The 16,279-nt window shown below is 45.2% G+C and carries 14 protein-coding genes; 12 read left to right on the top strand and 2 right to left on the bottom strand.

What is annotated here, in order from left to right; all coding sequences use genetic code 11:
• The first annotated feature begins 170 nt into the window (after nucleotides 1–170).
• The 10 genes from MHM95_RS05940 to MHM95_RS05895 all read left to right on the top strand — a co-directional run bounded on the left by MHM95_RS05940 (nucleotide 171) and on the right by MHM95_RS05895 (nucleotide 9,125).
• On the top strand, nucleotides 171–389 hold the full coding sequence (locus tag MHM95_RS05940; RefSeq protein ID WP_026111040.1) for a sulfurtransferase TusA family protein: 219 nt from the start codon (nucleotides 171–173) through the stop codon (nucleotides 387–389).
• A gap of 4 nt (nucleotides 390–393) precedes the next feature.
• Entirely contained in the window at nucleotides 394–1,497 is a 1,104-nt protein-coding gene (locus tag MHM95_RS05935) for an AI-2E family transporter (RefSeq protein ID WP_022944479.1), read from the top strand.
• A gap of 187 nt (nucleotides 1,498–1,684) precedes the next feature.
• The gene (locus MHM95_RS05930; protein ID WP_239384671.1) at nucleotides 1,685–3,925 is read left to right on the top strand and encodes an aminotransferase class V-fold PLP-dependent enzyme; all 2,241 of its coding nucleotides are present in this window, start codon (nucleotides 1,685–1,687) and stop codon (nucleotides 3,923–3,925) included.
• A gap of 31 nt (nucleotides 3,926–3,956) precedes the next feature.
• Nucleotides 3,957–4,448, top strand: coding sequence for a GNAT family N-acetyltransferase (locus MHM95_RS05925; RefSeq protein WP_022944477.1), 492 nt, complete (start codon nucleotides 3,957–3,959; stop codon nucleotides 4,446–4,448).
• A gap of 99 nt (nucleotides 4,449–4,547) precedes the next feature.
• Nucleotides 4,548–5,045, top strand: coding sequence for a hypothetical protein (locus MHM95_RS05920; protein ID WP_239384670.1), 498 nt, complete (start codon nucleotides 4,548–4,550; stop codon nucleotides 5,043–5,045).
• Nucleotides 5,046–5,058: 13 nt separating this feature from the next.
• Entirely contained in the window at nucleotides 5,059–5,673 is a 615-nt protein-coding gene (locus MHM95_RS05915; protein WP_239384668.1) for a superoxide dismutase, read from the top strand.
• Between the two features lie 92 nt (nucleotides 5,674–5,765).
• Nucleotides 5,766–7,115: an AlkA N-terminal domain-containing protein gene (locus tag MHM95_RS05910; protein WP_239384666.1), complete on the top strand. Its 1,350-nt coding sequence runs from the start codon at nucleotides 5,766–5,768 to the stop codon at nucleotides 7,113–7,115.
• Nucleotides 7,116–7,117: 2 nt separating this feature from the next.
• Nucleotides 7,118–7,585 carry a methylated-DNA--[protein]-cysteine S-methyltransferase gene (locus tag MHM95_RS05905; RefSeq protein WP_239384926.1) on the top strand — a complete coding sequence of 156 codons (468 nt, stop codon included), beginning with the start codon at nucleotides 7,118–7,120 and terminating at the stop codon, nucleotides 7,583–7,585.
• Nucleotides 7,586–7,728: 143 nt separating this feature from the next.
• Nucleotides 7,729–8,415, top strand: a complete 687-nt coding sequence (locus MHM95_RS05900; protein ID WP_239384665.1) for a hypothetical protein — start codon at nucleotides 7,729–7,731, stop codon at nucleotides 8,413–8,415.
• A gap of 92 nt (nucleotides 8,416–8,507) precedes the next feature.
• Nucleotides 8,508–9,125: a thymidine kinase gene (locus MHM95_RS05895; protein ID WP_053910801.1), complete on the top strand. Its 618-nt coding sequence runs from the start codon at nucleotides 8,508–8,510 to the stop codon at nucleotides 9,123–9,125.
• Here the strand turns inward: MHM95_RS05895 and rlmF are convergent.
• Nucleotides 9,095–10,003 (bottom strand): 23S rRNA (adenine(1618)-N(6))-methyltransferase RlmF, encoded by a 909-nt coding sequence (gene rlmF / locus MHM95_RS05890; RefSeq protein WP_239384664.1) that lies wholly within the window; start codon nucleotides 10,001–10,003, stop codon nucleotides 9,095–9,097. The genes MHM95_RS05895 and rlmF overlap by 31 nt on opposite strands.
• A 1,331-nt stretch (nucleotides 10,004–11,334) precedes the next feature.
• Here rlmF and MHM95_RS05885 point away from each other — a divergent pair.
• Together MHM95_RS05885 and MHM95_RS05880 are read left to right on the top strand one after the other, a co-directional pair.
• Nucleotides 11,335–13,128, top strand: a complete 1,794-nt coding sequence (locus tag MHM95_RS05885; RefSeq protein WP_239384662.1) for a hypothetical protein — start codon at nucleotides 11,335–11,337, stop codon at nucleotides 13,126–13,128.
• 750 nt (nucleotides 13,129–13,878) lie between these two features.
• Entirely contained in the window at nucleotides 13,879–14,784 is a 906-nt protein-coding gene (locus MHM95_RS05880) for an alpha/beta fold hydrolase (RefSeq protein ID WP_022944470.1), read from the top strand.
• Here the strand turns inward: MHM95_RS05880 and MHM95_RS05875 are convergent.
• Nucleotides 14,717–16,207 carry a sulfotransferase gene (locus MHM95_RS05875; RefSeq protein WP_152441588.1) on the bottom strand — a complete coding sequence of 497 codons (1,491 nt, stop codon included), beginning with the start codon at nucleotides 16,205–16,207 and terminating at the stop codon, nucleotides 14,717–14,719. The two genes, MHM95_RS05880 and MHM95_RS05875, sit on opposite strands and share 68 nt — an antisense overlap.
• Between the last annotated feature and the right edge of the window lie 72 nt (nucleotides 16,208–16,279).

Below are 16,279 nucleotides of genomic sequence, written 5' to 3'. Positions count from 1 at the left end.
TTCGCCTTATAGTATTAAGCATAAACGAATGTCGTAAACCTTTTAAGCTTTTTTACGGTATGATTAAGGAATCGGTATCATCTACTAACTATTTCTTTTTACGCTTAATCTCAGCGACATATTGGCATCGATAACAAGTGTTAAGCGCCAAGCAAGGTAATGTGAATATAATGGTGGAAGTTGATTTACGGTCGTTACGGTGTCCGCAGCAGTTTGTGCAATTTAAGCTCGCGCTAAAGCGTGCTCAGGGTGACCATCGTCGTTTATTATTATTGTTGAATACCAACACTCAAGAATTTACCGATATTGAACGGTACTTGAAAAAACAAGGGCTGAGCTATGCGTTGCAGCGTCAACCATCGTTTTACCGCCTCATAGTGGAGATTTAAATTCGTGTTCGAATACGTACGTTCGTGGTATCAAAGAAAGTTTTCTGACCCTCACTCTGTCACCCTACTGCTGTTGCTCGTTGCAGCGTTTGCCATTCTCTACTTCTTCGGTAACTTGTTGATGCCTGCGTTGGTCGCAGTGGTGGTGGCGTACCTTTTAGACTGGCCAGTGGCCCGCTTGCAGCGCTTGGGTCTATCACGACTCTTGGCCACGGTGGTGGTGATGGCCTTATTTTGCTCGTTAGTTATTGGCAGCTTATTTGGGATTGGGCCCGTGTTGTGGCAACAAACCAGTAATCTAGTACAAGAGGCGCCAACCATGCTTGAGCAAGGAAAACATTATTTGTTGCACTTGCCCATAGACTACCCAACTCTAATTTCGCCCGAACAGGTCCGTTCGGTGGTCAGCAGTGTTGAGTCTAAAGCGGTGGAGCTTGGGCAAACCTTGGTGTCATTTTCTTTAACCTCACTTAAAGATGTGGCCGCATGGCTGATTTATTTGATATTAGTGCCACTACTGATATTTTTCATGCTCAAGGATAAGGCGCAGCTGGTCCAAAGCATGAGTTCGCTGCTGCCCAAACAACGCCGTTTAATCCATCAGGTGTGGATAGAAATGAACCAGCAAATTATGAACTATATCCGAGGTAAAGTGTTTGAGATTGTGATTGTTGGTGGTGTGTCGTTTGTGGTGTTTACCATTTTCGACCTGCGGTACGCGGCGCTGCTGGGTGTGTTAGTGGGCTTTTCAGTTCTTATTCCCTTTATTGGTGCGGCGTTGGTGACTATTCCTGTGGCTGCCGTTGCGTTGTTTCAGTTTGGACTCGGTAGCGAGTTTTGGTCAGTGCTCGTGGCCTACGGCATTATTCAAGCACTTGATGGTAACGTGTTGGTGCCCTTACTCTTTTCAGAAGCAGTGGACTTGAATCCGGTCTTTATTATCGTCGCGGTGCTGTTTTTTGGTGGCCTATGGGGTTTTTGGGGGGTCTTTTTCGCAATCCCACTGGCGTCACTGGTACGTGCGCTTATTAATGCGTGGTCTAGCAGTGCTGATGAACCCCATCAAAGCATGCCCAAAGCGTTAGTCGAGGAAATGAACAACGATTAAAAATATCGATAGATTGCTGCTTCTATGCAGCAATCTCCTTTTACTCTTTACAAGCTCCCCCTGTTGCCGCATGAGTTATACGATAAACTCATAAAACCTCAGTTTATTCGAACAAATTAGTCTTACTGCGTTGAGTGCTTATGTGTACAATGGTTATAAGTTATAGCTAATAGTAATATAGTGTCTTATGTCGCAGCGTTTCTTCACCCAGCCTAGCCAAGATCTGGTTTATCTTGATGCCAATGCCACCACCCCGGTGCTGCCGTGTATTGCCGATGTGGTGTCACATACCATGCAAGTGTGTTTTGGAAATCCTTCAAGCTCTCATATAACCGGCGTGCAAGCGAAATATTTATTGGAGCAAACGCGCAATAAGGCACGCCAGGTGATAGGTGCGCAAAGTGGCGATATTCTTTTCACCTCAGGTGCGACCGAGGGAATTCAAACGGCAGTGGTCTCCACGCTGCTGGCAAACCGTCATAAAGCCACCGAGCACAGTGTATTGCTTTATGGGGCGACTGAGCACAAGGCCGTGCCAAATACCCTGAAACACTGGAACGAAGTATTAGGGCTTGGGGCAAAAGTCTTGGCGATTCCGGTGGATAAAGATGGCTTGCTAGATAGCCAATTTATTGCAGAGCACGTGGGCCAAGCATTAATGATATGTACCATGGCGGTGAATAATGAAACCGGCGTATATCAAGACCTAGGTGCACTCGAGAAAGTGATCCGAGCGCATAATCCGCAAGTGTCTTGGATGGTCGACTGCGTTCAAGCTCTTGGTAAACAGGCGTTGGCCTTAAGTGATACCACAATTGATTATGCCCCTTTTTCTGGGCATAAACTCTACGCACCTAAGGGAATAGGCTTTTTGTATATTCGCGAAAGTAGCCCCTATACCCCATTTATCGCCGGAGGGGGTCAAGAAAGTGGTATGCGCTCAGGAACAGAGAACCTACCCGGTATCGCCGGTTTGTATGAACTATTTGAACTACTGCTAGATTCTAAGCAAGCGCTGTTCAAACCTGTGTGCACCTTGCATCAATACCGCGACCAACTTATTAGTGCCTTAGAGCAAACCTTTGGTGATATCACCTTTAATGCGCCTTTAGCATCAACGGTGCCGACGACACTGAACTTTTGCGTGAATAGCTTGACCTCAAAAGAGGTGATGGATTTGTTCGATGCTGCGGGGATCCGCGTTAGTGGCGGCTCAGCCTGTAGCTCCGGCGCATCGCGCAGTTTCGTACTTGATGCCATGGGTGTTAGCGACTGGCAAAGCGAAAATGCCATTCGCATGTCCTTTGGTCCAGCTGCCAGCGCTGCGGATATCGCTTTGGCCTGTGAGCGTATTTGTGCGTTAAAACCAGTGCTTAGGAATCATTGTCTCATTGTCTCTGATGCTCATCAGCCAGAGCAAGAGGTCTGTGCATTGGGGCTCACACAATTGCGCCATCAAGGCAGTTGTTGTTGGCTATTTGTCGCTGACAATAATGACGCAGTGATAGTCGACCCCATTGTTGAATTGGTGCCTCGCCTGACTCGGTTAGTAAAGCAGCAGCAACTGCGGGTCAAAGCAGTACTAGAAACTCACCGACATCAAGATAAAGACTCCGCTCGCTCGCTGTTGGCGCAGCGCTTAGAAGTCGATGCAAGTGGCGAGCTTGGGTGGTCTCATGGTGAGGCTATTGCTCTTGGTTCACATCAATTAAGCCGTGTTACCACGCCAGGGCACAGCAGTGACAGTGTCAGTTATTTACTTTCTCAAAACGAGCATATTGAAGCCTGTTTCTGTGGCGATTTGCTTGTTTGGGGTGGCCTGGGCAGTACTCAATTCGACGATGCCAATTGCGAGCAGATGGCGCAGTCGCTGACATTACTCAGTCAACTACTTGAACAAAACACGGTTATTTGCCCAGCGCACGATTACGAACAGTGCTTTGCCATGACCTGGCAGGCACAGTGCCAAGCCAGTGAGCTGTTGGCAGCCTTATTACAAGGGGAGGTAGACCATGAGCAGTTTGCTTTGCGTAAAGATCAATTAGATCAGCGCCAAGGTGAGCAAAGCGGCGCCTTATGTGGCTTTAGCCTAGCCCCCGTCAAGGCAAGTGGGGCACAGCTGAGCGCACAGCAGTTGCAGCAGTTACTGCATGAGCACAGCGACAGTACTGTAGTACTTGATGTACGTGAACCCTATGAACACGGAGCAACGGATATTCGCAGCCTATTTACGTTAGCGCCAGAACAGCTTATTAATATCCCACTTAGTCGGCTCGCGAATGCATTGCTGACGCAACAGCTGGACAAAAGTAAACACTATGTTTTGATCTGCCGTACAGGGAATCGCTCTGGACAGGCTATCAGTAACTTAAAAGCCTTAGGTTTTGAGCACGTGTATAACTTGCAAGGTGGACTCGCACTTGTATGATGGAAGGGTATTCACAGTCCAAGGAACCTTTATGAGTCAAGTGTTTATCCGCGATGCGGTGATCAATGATGTGCCGCTTATCTATCATTTTATCAATCAACTCGCTATTTATGAGAAAGAGCCGGACGCGGTCACTGCCACGGAGCAGGACATTGAGCGCACATTGTTCGGTGAAGGAGCGACCGCCCATAGTGTGATTTGCTTTGATAGTGAGGCGCCTGATGCTGAGCCAATCGGCTTTGCAGTGTACTTTTTCAATTACTCCACTTGGTTGGGCCGCAATGGCCTGTACCTTGAGGACTTATATGTTAGCGAAGATAAGCGAGGTCGAGGTGCAGGCAAGGCATTGATGCAATTTCTTGCCCGTCGCGCGATTGAAAAAGACTGTGGCCGTTTTGAGTGGGTGGTGCTCGATTGGAACAAGCCAGCGATTGACTTCTATGAGAGTATCGGCGCGCAAGCACAAGGTGAGTGGATTATCTATCGCTTAGATGGTGAGCAGCTGCACCAGTTTGCGCAATGAGGTTAGGAAATCAACTTTATAAATAAAAATGATTTGCATTAACGTTTGTCTGTGTTTAAGGTAGTGATATGACCCACAGTGACGTGAATGTAAATCAGTATGAGCCAATCTCCATTAACTGACTTGCCGTGGGTGCAATCCGCACTCACCCCTTGGCAAGTCGATATTCAAGCCGGTAATCACGCATTCAACGCTAAGCAGTGGCGCCTCGCCAGAGATAAATACACTGTTGCTTACCAACTTAGCTATCGCTTGATGGCGCAATTTTTAACGTTAAAAGATGAGGGTGTGCGTTGCCAAGCATTGGCGCAATGTAGCCCTGCTATGGTAGTGGCCGCCCATAACCTCGCAGATACTTACATTCGCCTTGGTAACCTAAGTGGCGCTGCACACACGCTTACTCAAGTGCATGCCAATATGCTGGCGTTGCGTCAGCACTCTGATCCAAGTGTCATGCACATTGGCGCTATCCATAGTGATAAAACCTATGCGCAACTGATGCACTTCGCCAAGCTCTATGGCCCCAACCCTGAAACTCATAAGCAACTACAACACGCGCTTAATCAGCACAGTGTTACACACCCCACTTTTCACTAAATAAGGAGTGACGATGGCATTTCAACTTTCAGAATTAGCTTACGGCTATGATGACCTAGAGCCTCATATTGATGGCCGTACCATGGAAATTCATCATACTTTACATCACCAAACCTACATCAATAAGGCCAATGACGCCTTGAAAGACAGCGAATATGAGGGCAAAGGGGCACATTGGTTGTTGCGTAACATCGCTAAGATAGATGAGGCACTGAGACCTGCGGTCCGTGATCACGTCGGTGGGCATGCCAATCACAGCTTGTTTTGGCAGGTGATGAGCCCCTCAGGTGGCACTGAGCCACAAGGTGCGTTAGCTAAGGCTATCAAAAGTGACTTAGGGAGCTGGGAGGCATTTAAGAAGCAGTTTACGCAGGCGGCATTAACGCAGTTTGGAAGTGGTTGGGCATGGCTGGTGGTTGATAGTAGCCATCGACTTCAAGTGGTCAACAGTGCCAATCAAGATAGCCCACTAATGGATGGATTAACGCCTATTCTAGGTTTGGACGTATGGGAGCATGCATACTACTTACAGTACCAAAACCGCCGACCAGAATATATTGAAGCCTTTTATGAGGTCATAGATTGGCCAGCGGTGGAGGCGCTTTTTCATCAAGCAACAGGGCGCTAAGTTAATTTTATATTGAGTGTAAAATCTGGCTAGGTATTCGCGCATTTTACGATAAGCTGATCACAAGACTTAAAGTAAAGTGAGTGTAGAGCATGTATCCCCCAGATATCTGCCAAACAGCCCGGATGAGCCGTGACAAGCGCTTTGATGGGCTCTTTTACGTTGCAGTGCGTAGTACCGGCATTTATTGTCGGCCTATTTGCCCAGCCCCTGCGGCAAAAGAGCATAACGTGCAGTATTATCAGCATGCACATCAGGCAGCCTTAGCCGGCTTTCGACCCTGTTTGCGCTGTCGCCCCGATGCCAGTCCAGGCAGTTATCCTTGGCTGGGCGCGCAAACAACCGCACTGCGTGGCAAAAAGTTAATTGATCAAGGGCAATGGCGTGAGGGAGGGTTACCCGCGCTGGCGGCGCGCCTAGGGGTGTCGCAAAGTTATATAAGTCAATTATTCAAACGACATTATGGTATCGCACCTGGCCAATACGCCCAGTTTGTCCAGTGCCAGTTTGCCAAACAGCTATTGCAGCAAACACAGCTAAAAATTACTGACATTGCATTCGCTTCAGGCTTTAACAGTATTCGGCGCTTCAATGATGCATTTAAACAGCTTCTAAAGCTCACTCCGAGTGATATTCGTAGCCGAAAGTCGCCTACGCAGCAGCATATTAATTTGTTTTTAAGTTTTCGCCCGCCTTATGACTGGCCTTCTATGCAACAGTTTTTAGCAAAGCGGGCGGTCGACCCTGTAGAGTGGGTTGACGCCAACAGCTATGGTCGCACCTTTGAGTATGCATCCTGTAAAGGCCAGTTTAATGCTGTTTTTGACCGGGCCAAACAAGGCTTTTGGGTTGATATTACCCTCACGGATTGGTCTCATTTACAGGCTGTAGTGGCGAACATTCGCCGTGTTTTAGATTTGGATGCTGATACCGAGGTGATAAATCAGCAACTACATCGTGCTTTCGGGGAGTCTCTGCCGCTTAAACAAGGGCTCAGGCTGCCAGGCATTTGGGAGCCGTTTGAAGCGGGCATCAGGGCGGTGTTAGGGCAACAAGTCAGCGTTAGTGCTGCAAGACAGTTAAGCAAAACCTTGGTGGCATCGCTCGGTGATGAAGGGCGCTATTTTCCAAGTGCTCACCAAGTGGCGCAAAGTGAGCTTAGCTTTTTTAAAATGCCCGTAAGGCGTAAACAGGCGCTTATTGATTTAGCCCGGCATGTGAGCAGCCATGGCATTGACGATGTAGACGCTTGGTTAACCATAAAAGGTATCGGCCCTTGGACTGTAAACTATGCGAAAATGCGTGGTCTGAGCGACCCTGATATCTATTTAGGGGGGGACTTGGGGGTCAAAAAAGCGCTGCAACATCTGCCGAGCCTAGACCCCGAAGCCTGTGCGCCGTTTCGTTCTTATTTAACCTTTCAGCTATGGCAACAATTATGACTATGTACCAAACAACGCTAGAGACGCCGATAGGCGCCTTGTTAATCCAAGCCACCGATCATGGCCTGTGTTATGTCGGATTTGATATGGGCCGTGCCCAAAGTGGCCTTAGTTGTAACAACGACCTGCTAAATCAGGCACTCTATCAGCTACAGCAGTACTTTGATGGTACTCGGCAAACATTTGATGTGACTATTGATGTCGCCGGCACTGATTTTCAAAATCAGGTGTGGAATGCATTGATGACGATAGGTTATGCAACTACGTGCAGCTATGGTGATATTGCCAAGTTATTAAATAACCCTAACGCAGTGCGCGCCGTGGGCGCGGCGAATGGCAAAAACCCTATCAGTATTATCGTGCCTTGCCATCGTGTTATCGGCAGCAACGGCACCTTGACTGGCTATGCCGGTGGAGTGGACAAAAAACAATGGTTGCTAGCGTTTGAACAGGCCCATTACGACGACTAAACTAAAACACAATTAATCCAGCTAAGTGGTCTTAAATGGTCCGGTTCTTCCTTTTCATGGTGGTTATAACAGTTGTTTGTTGCCGCGTAGCATTGGCAGCTAACAGCAATCTGCGAATAACCCTTTGTTATGAGGACAAAGAGGTGGTGCCGTTTTACATGGGACAAACCCGAGAGGTGCCTACCCACAATCCCGGTGCTAACATAGAAGTGATCCAACAATTGCAGTCACGTCTAGAGAACGTGCGTTTTGCATTTATTCGCAGACCTTGGAAGCGCTGTTTAGATATGGTTGAAAAGGGCGAAGCGCAAGCATTAATAGGCAGCTATCGAAAGCAACGACTCTCTCGGCTGCGTTATCCTATGATTAATGATGACGTTGATACAGATCGTGCACTGAGTAAAGTGGGAAGTTGTTTTATTGGCAATCGTGAATTTCATGAGTTCTGGCCAAGAAGACACTATTTGCAACAGCAAGGTGTGGCGATTGCCTTGCCGCATGGTTACGCTATTGCCCAGCGCTTAAACGATCAGCCAGTTTTTGTGCATTTTGTTTTTTCGCAGCAAGACGCATACCGGCTACTGGCTAACAGGCGTGTACACGCAGTGATGGATTTTTGCCAAGTTGGTAATCAGAACCTATATGTTGAGCCCGCCGATATCCAAGGGGTGAGCCCACTTTATCCGCCTTTTGATGTGCACTATGGCTATCTTATCTTCGCCCCAAAATTTTACCAGGCCTATCCGCACAGAGTGGAACGTATATGGGATGCGCTAAAAGGCTTGGATACCACTGCTATTTACCGACGCTATCTACAAATTCGCAATTAGTATTTGTTGTTTAAAGCTCTCTGAGAGGAGATATGACTTTCATAGAGCCTTAGTGTAAGCTTGGCGCGCGAAAAAAATGGATAACAATCACTATGGCTCAACTCTATTTCTACTACTCGGCGATGAATGCTGGAAAGTCTACAACCTTACTGCAATCGGCTTTTAACTATCGTGAGCGCGGTATGCGCCCTATGATTATGACTGCCGCGATAGACGACCGATCAGGTGTTGGTAAGGTTGCCTCGCGAATTGGCTTGCAGGCCGATGCCTATGTCTTTGACGGTGAGTCTGATGTGTTTGCACTTATCCAACAGCAGCATCAAATCCAGCCGGTAAACTGTGTGTTGGTGGATGAAAGCCAATTTTTGTCAAAGCAGCAAGTGTGGCAGTTGACCGAGGTTGTCGATCAGTTGCGCATCCCCGTTTTATGCTATGGTCTACGCAGTGACTTCCTTGGTGAACTCTTTGTCGGTTCACAATATTTATTAGCCTGGGCCGATAAGCTGGTGGAGCTGAAAACCGTATGCCACTGCGGCCGCAAAGCCAACCACGTACTGCGCTATGACAGCGAAGGAGCGGTGGTTGCCAGTGGCGACCAAGTGCAAATTGGTGGTAACGAGCGCTATGTTTCCGTGTGTCGTAAACATTATAAGCAAGCGCTCAATGACCCGAGTACCACTCAGCAAAGCAATTGCTCTAAGCGTGCTTGACGTTCACTCTGTGGCATAAAGCTCCAAGCAAGAAAGCGGCTGACTTTTTGCCCTTGGGCCATATTCACCACCTCAATATTGATGGCCCCAGCCTTACGCAATATGTTTTTGAGGGCCCTGAGGTTGTCTTTTTTTGAAATCAATGAGCTAAACCACAGTACCTGCTCGGCATAATGGCTGCTTTCTAAAATCATATCGCGCACAAAGCCAAGTTCGCCACCATGGCACCATAGCTCATTGGCACGACCGCCAAAGTTGAGGTGTGCCCCCTTTGCTTGGCCTTTAAGGTTACGCCATTTACGCTCACTCCCAGCCTGCGCGCTTTGTTCGCTGTCGTGAAAAGGCGGATTACACAGGGTGGCGACTAAGGTATCTTGGGCTTTAACTATGCCGTTAAAATAACTACTTGGACGTTTTTGTTGTTGTACCTTGATAGGTAATTGATTGAGTTGTGCTAACTGCTTAGCGAGCTTGACAGACTGGGGGTCGATATCACTGGCAACAAACTGCCAGTTAAATAGTTTATGACCTAAAATAGGGTAAATGAGCGATGCGCCGGTCCCCACATCCAATACTCTTACTTTATGATGCGCGACATCTAAGCCGCTGTCGTTGGCAAGTAGGTCGTGTAAGTGGTGCACATAATCAGCTCGCCCGGGAACCGGGGGGCATAAAAAGCCGCTGGGTAAATCCCATATATCAATGTGATAATAGTGCTTGAGCAGTGCTTGGTTAAGTGTTTTTAACGCGTTCGGATCGCTGAAATCGATACTTGGCTGGCCATCGCGCCGAGTAATAATGTGGTTCTCTAAGCTAGGTAAGCTTCGACACAAGGCGTCGAAATCATAGCCGTTGGCGTGACGGTTCTTCGGATGCAAGGGCAAACTCTATTCGGCTAAAAGCACCATTATAGAGAAAATCACTCTGTTGCTATAGTGCTTTGTGACGGACGATGTTGGAAGCTTTTCTGCTAAGGAGATAGTGGTTCAGCTTTTATGTGTGTGATGGTTACAGCAACACCAAAGCGTTAAATTCGGTATCGGGTTAATCTATAGTGTAAATTATGTTTAGATTCACGTTGGCATGAGCTGTGTCACTCAAACTTCAAGGAAAAACGTCCTATCTGGTCCTACCTAAACGTATATATCAAAGTAGATAAAGCCCAAATGGATTTTAACCTGGTTGTGGTCTATTTTCGTGATGACTTTATCGATAAGGAAAAGGTACATTTTATGAAGTTAGTTTATTGCAAAGATAGTGAGTTAATATGGGACGCTGCTGAGCGCTATTTACCTTGTAAAGCTTACTTTATGCGACCCACCTTGGATTATTAGTTGATTTTCACCACCCACAGAGCATATTAAAGAAGTATGTTGGGATATAAGTATTTGACCGATACTTTTGTTGCGCTTGTTTCCTCTAGTTACAGCTTCCATATAGACGAAAAAAATCAAAATAGTGGTAAGTCTATTAATAACTATTATTGGATAGGAGTAGCCCCTTTCCTTTTCAGTAAACTACCGATTAGAAGAGCGAAATGACAAAGGTTGGGAGGTGTTGTGGATATCAATCATTTTGGTTAGAGTAGGAGTGTCTATTCTTAAGGGACTAAGTAATATGTACAAACGAATCAATTTTTTATACCGTTTACTTTATTAGCCGGTTGCGCTTCACCTTATTCTTCATTACCGCAAAGTGAAGCCACTATTAGTAATGTGATTCGAGAGATCAAAACGCCTGGCTCGGTGAGCGTGTCGTTCGACTATTCTATAGATAATTTCAATAATAATCCTGTTCTTTACTAGTGTAATTTAAATTGTGTCGTTAAAGGCGGACTGAGGATGAATATTGATGATGGTACGCTGTGTCAAATAGACAATAAAGAGAGACATAAGCAAGTTACGTGGAAGGTACCATTGGATAGTAGCAAGGAGCTGACCATAGATTACTTTAAAGATGTGCTAGCCCCTCCTTTACAATACCAAGTTACCATAGTGTAAAAACGAGCGCAAAGACCATGTGATTATTGCTCGGTCTAAAGCAAAGCTGTTGTTAGGAAAGGATTAAAACCCATTTTATATCAAATTTTTTATAACTCATGAAATAATTAACTGTTAGAACCGAGAATGAGAGGTGGCTATTTGCTCGCCCCTGCATTTTTAGCCCGGTTCTTAATTCAATAATATATTAATGAAAAGTGTGCAACAATATGAAATTTTATAGTTTTTTATCTTTATTGATTGTCTTTCTTATCAGTGGATGTGGCGGGTCAAATGATAAAGAGGAGCCAACAAACAATCCACCAGTAATTACCGTTAGTTATCAGCCGTTAGTGAATGAAAGAAGCACGGTTTTTCTGTCTGTGATTGCGAGAGATGACGAATCAATTGAAAGCTATTTATGGAAGCAGAAGTCTGGGTTACCGGTGACATTAACTAATCCTAATCAAGAAAATGCCAGCTTCAAAGCACCTTCACTTTCCTTGCTTCAAGGGGTGCAAAAGCTTGCTTTTGAAGTTTTGGTTACCGACGGTGAGGGGGCGGTTGCGAGTGCCGATTTAGTTGTCGAAGTTCAACCCATATCACGAAAACCAGTAGTTACTGTCACTGAAGAGATTAATGGTAAAAGCGGTGCTTTTACGATGCTCACTTGGGACGTCGACGGGGAGCCCATTGCAGATATTAGTTTAACTACTGACTATCAAGAAGAATTTAACATAAAGTTAATTGATAATAATAAGGCTGAGTTTAATTTTCCTAAAGCATTTAGTGAAACTGTTTCTACTAATTTAAATTTAACTATAGAAGACGAAGATGGTAACTCTACTTCTAAAGTTATAAAAGTTGAAAGTTCTCCTGTTGTTAATTTTTTATCAGAGCCTGAGTTGATTTATGAGGCCGACCATAAAATAGTTGATTTATCTGACGACTTCTCTAGTTTAATTTACTATGATGATAGTTATAATCTTAGATCTTTAAAATATCATAACGGTATGCTGATTGAAAATGTCGATTTTGATTTCTCTACTGTCATTAACTTTAGTTTATTCTATGACGTCAATAATGATGGCTTGGTCGACGCTTTGAGTGATTACAAAGACTATGACTCGGCAAAGGGTTACTGTATGCCAGATGAGTGGAAAAGCGTTATTATTGTAAACTACGGCTATCAAGGTGGTTTTATGGGGCCTGAAGTGATAGCCGATTTAGGTTGCGAAGGTTATCCTGAGAGTACGACTCTGATGGACGTGAAAGATATTAATGATGACGGATATGCCGACTTAAAAACTACTGGTATATGGAGCTTATATAATGAACTCAAAAACTCTTATGAGCCCGACGATTTGTATGATAGTAGTTGGGTCAGGCTTAACACCGACGCCAGCAGTACAGAGGTAGAAAAAGTTTTATTTGATATCGATTCAGACTCTAATACAGATATTGTTCAAATTAGTGGAGCGGAGATATGTCCAGAGTATGACCGTTATGATTATTTCGTATGCGGAACTTTAAGCTGGCGGAAACAATTAGCGGACAATAGTTATGCATCACCCAAAGAGTTGGATAATCAACTTGGGAGTTATAGTAACTTCAGGTTACTAGATGTGGACAATGATGAATCTCAAGAACTGGTCGTGGATTTATCTAGCCCTATCCAGACCAACTCTTCCTCGCGAGTGTTAGATACCAAAGCCCGTTGGTATGAAGTTAAAGAAGACGGTATTGCTGAAGCAAACGACTTTGAGCGCATATCTCATTTCATAGATCTTTACGGTACTCAATCACCGTACTTTTTCGATATTAACATTAACGAAGGGTTGTTAACTCATTACGAATATAATGAGCTTCTTAAACGTCCCGTTATCACAGCAGTTATAAAGCTGTCGACATTAGATACCGAAGTTCGAAGCAGTTTACTAACAGATATAGATCAAGATGGGGATTTAGATATTCTTATCAGTATCAACAATAAAATTTATTTGTCAGAAAATAATTATCATTAGCCTAATATTGTAAAGTATGCGAGCTTTTAGCTCAGTCTCTAACGGGCAATCTTCGGTTTCCAAGCGATAAGTGTCCGTTAGAGCGTTCAGAACTCTGGTTGCCTACCTTGGACACTGCTGCAGTGAATCGTCAGTAGAAACAGTGCTGTACTCCGATTCTGGATTGACATTGTTTATTTATTATAAATAGACAATGTATTATTTTAAGTAAGCTGCTCTCATTTGGGAATAACCCCTAACCGTCTTCAGTTTGCGGATCTGATAACGCTCCACCTCGATAGCGGTTGTGATATAATTGCGATAGTCTAGGGGGAAAGGGAAAGCGATCATTTCAACTCCACAGTTGTCCATAGCAGCTACCACCGAACGCAATTAATCTGCACCCTTGAAATCGACCGGATACAGGTATTTTATTTTTACTTTCGACGCTTGAACCTAAAGTAGAGTTCACCAGCATCGTTGGCAATCGACTTTCTAACCGTTCTCGTTCGTGCACCGCTTGCGGGTGCTTGTGTTGATGATAAACTTTTTCTTGTTTCACCTGCTCCGGTGGTTGAACTTGAGCATGCTAGGCTAAACCCGCAACAAGGCTAGCGAAGCTTAATGCAACTTTCATTGCTTTTCTTTACACCTCTGGCCTATTCATCATGCGAGCATAGCTGTTGTGGCTAAATAGTGACTGAATTATGTTACTTGTTGATAACATTTGATGCTGGTACGATGAGTAAAAAAGAATAAGCAGTATCAAGTATGAGCGATATTATTCAACAGTCGGTATATATTGATTACAGTGAGCAGCAAACCCTTCATTTACGTTATATTGCGCAAGATAACGCTACAGGTCCAGCCATCTTTTTTATGCATGGTGCTGTTGAAAATGGCAAGATTTTTTATACGCATTCGAATAAAGGATTAGCGCCTTTTTTAGCTAAACATGGATATCGATGTTATGTCGCCGACTTATGTGGTCGTGGCGAAAGTAAGCCATCAATAGGCCCTGGGGCCAGTTATGGGCAAACCGAGGCCATATGTCATGAAATTCCAGCGTTTTTGAGCAAAATAACGGAGCATGCCGGTGAATTTCCTCGTTTTTGGGTTGCTCACTCTTGGGGCGGCGTGTTATTCAACAGTGTCTTTGCTCGCTTTCCTGAGTACATAAAGAAAGTCAGCGCCTGTGCATATTTTGGATCCAAGCGCTCATTGTATAACCGTCACCCTAGTAAATTCCTTAAAGGTAATTTGGTGTGGTATTGGTTGGCGCCAAAAAAAGCGAAGAAATATGGCTATTTGCCTGCGCGTAAACTGAAGTGGGGCAGTGATGACGAAACCGTTAAATCACACTATCAAAGTATGCAGTGGGCAAAGGTTAGGCCTTGGATTGATAGCGACGATGGTTTTGATTATGGCCATGCCATTAAACGCTTGGCGTTACCGCCAACGTTGCACATCGCAGGGGTGAAGGATAAAGCGCTGGCACAACCCATAGATATAAAGAAGTTTATGCAAGAGTCAGGTTGTGGCATCCAAGAATTTAAGTTGTACGGGCGCAGTCATGGCCATCACCATGACTATGGTCATATTGACATGCTTACTCATCCCCAAGCGCAGCGGGATCAGTTTCAGGATGTACTGGCCTGGTTTTCACGCTACGGCTAAAGCATTCGCTAAAGGCTTGCTCATATTCTTTGTAAGCTTTGTTCGCATCTTTATAGACGGGTTCACGCACTTGATGGCGACTCAAGGTCGTCACCGCGTGATGTGATTCAAAATAGCGCAAGCATTGTTGTGTGTAACTTAACTCCAATTTACTGAATATTTTACGTAGCGACTGTTCAGGTTCTTGCACTAATTGTTCGTAATGTATCGTGATCAGATTCTCACCCAATGTGTCTCGCCAGTGTTGCATCAAGTTATCATAGCCTTCGTAGTAACGAGCTAAGGTGTCCATATGGCAGAAAAAGGGCTCATTGGCGCCAAAGTAATGACAAAATACAGACCAAGCCATGGGCTGGAAATTACGTCTCAAATCGATAAACACGGCATTCGGCATCAGTGCTTGAATAGCTCCGAGAGCTTGAAAGTTAGCGGGAAGTTTATTGATCACGACACGGTGAGCGAGTTGATGCTTGGTCAGTTCATCAACGTACATCTGCCGCAGTCGGTTACGAATATCGGTGTTCGTATTGGCCATGCATTGTGGGAAAGGAGCTTCATTGACCGCGCTCAAATAAGCCATCAGTTTGGCGCTAATAACGTCGTTTTCACCCAGGCTTGCTATGCTTGGGTGCTGACACAACATTTGCTCTAACAGGGTGGAACCCGTCCGTGGCATGCCAACAATAAACACTGGAATAAAGCTGGCCTTTAAGGTGTCTTGTTGCTCAGCAATGAAGGTTGTTGAAAACTGCGCTATGAGCGTGTTGATGTACTGCTCGAAGCCCTCGCCTAAAGGCGTACACAAGGTATATTGCATTTCATTGGCTAAACGATAGTGAGCAAAGGCCTGAGTTTTGTCACCACTGTTATGATAGCTTTTTGCCAAGCTGTAATGCAGCACCACTTTGGCTTGCGTGCTGCGGCTTGCGCTAAGCAGAGTGTGCATATGAGCAATCTGTTTAGAAGTGACATTATTACCTTTCAGTTGGCTTAACTCATAGTATATGTATGGGGTGACTGGGTGATCGGGGCAGCCCAAGCCATTGAGCAGAGCCTGCTTAGCTTTTTTGATATAGCCATAGGTAAGGTGGTGCAGGGCTAAGCGATAAAAGGACTCGCCGTTATGAGGAGCAATTTTGGTGCAGTAGTGCAGTACTTCATAAGCATCACTACGTTTCTCTAGGCCGTCAAATGCATCGGCAAGCGCAAATAAAGGGTCGAGTACTTTAGGAAGCCTTTGGCAGGCTTTTTGTAGCAAATAGACTGCCTGAGGGTACTTCTCTAAGCGGATAGCAATGCGACCCAAACCAAACAGTGCTTCGCCTTGATTCGGGTCGGCTTCAAGCGCCGATTTAAAATGAAACTCGGCTTCCTTCAGTTTGTTTTCACTTAGCAGCTGATTAGCGCGCTCTAAAATAGTCATAGTGATTCGGTAAAGCTTTTTAATTCAACATACCGTGCGGCCTGTGTCGACGCAAGCATAAAAAAGGCGGGC

Origin of the sequence: Pseudoalteromonas sp. CnMc7-15, assembly GCF_022347925.1 — a bacterium.
Classification (GTDB): Bacteria; Pseudomonadota; Gammaproteobacteria; order Enterobacterales; family Alteromonadaceae; genus Pseudoalteromonas; species Pseudoalteromonas ruthenica.
The sequence above is the reverse complement of the archived record's forward strand: the minus strand, read 5'-3'. Positions and strand labels throughout refer to the sequence as shown.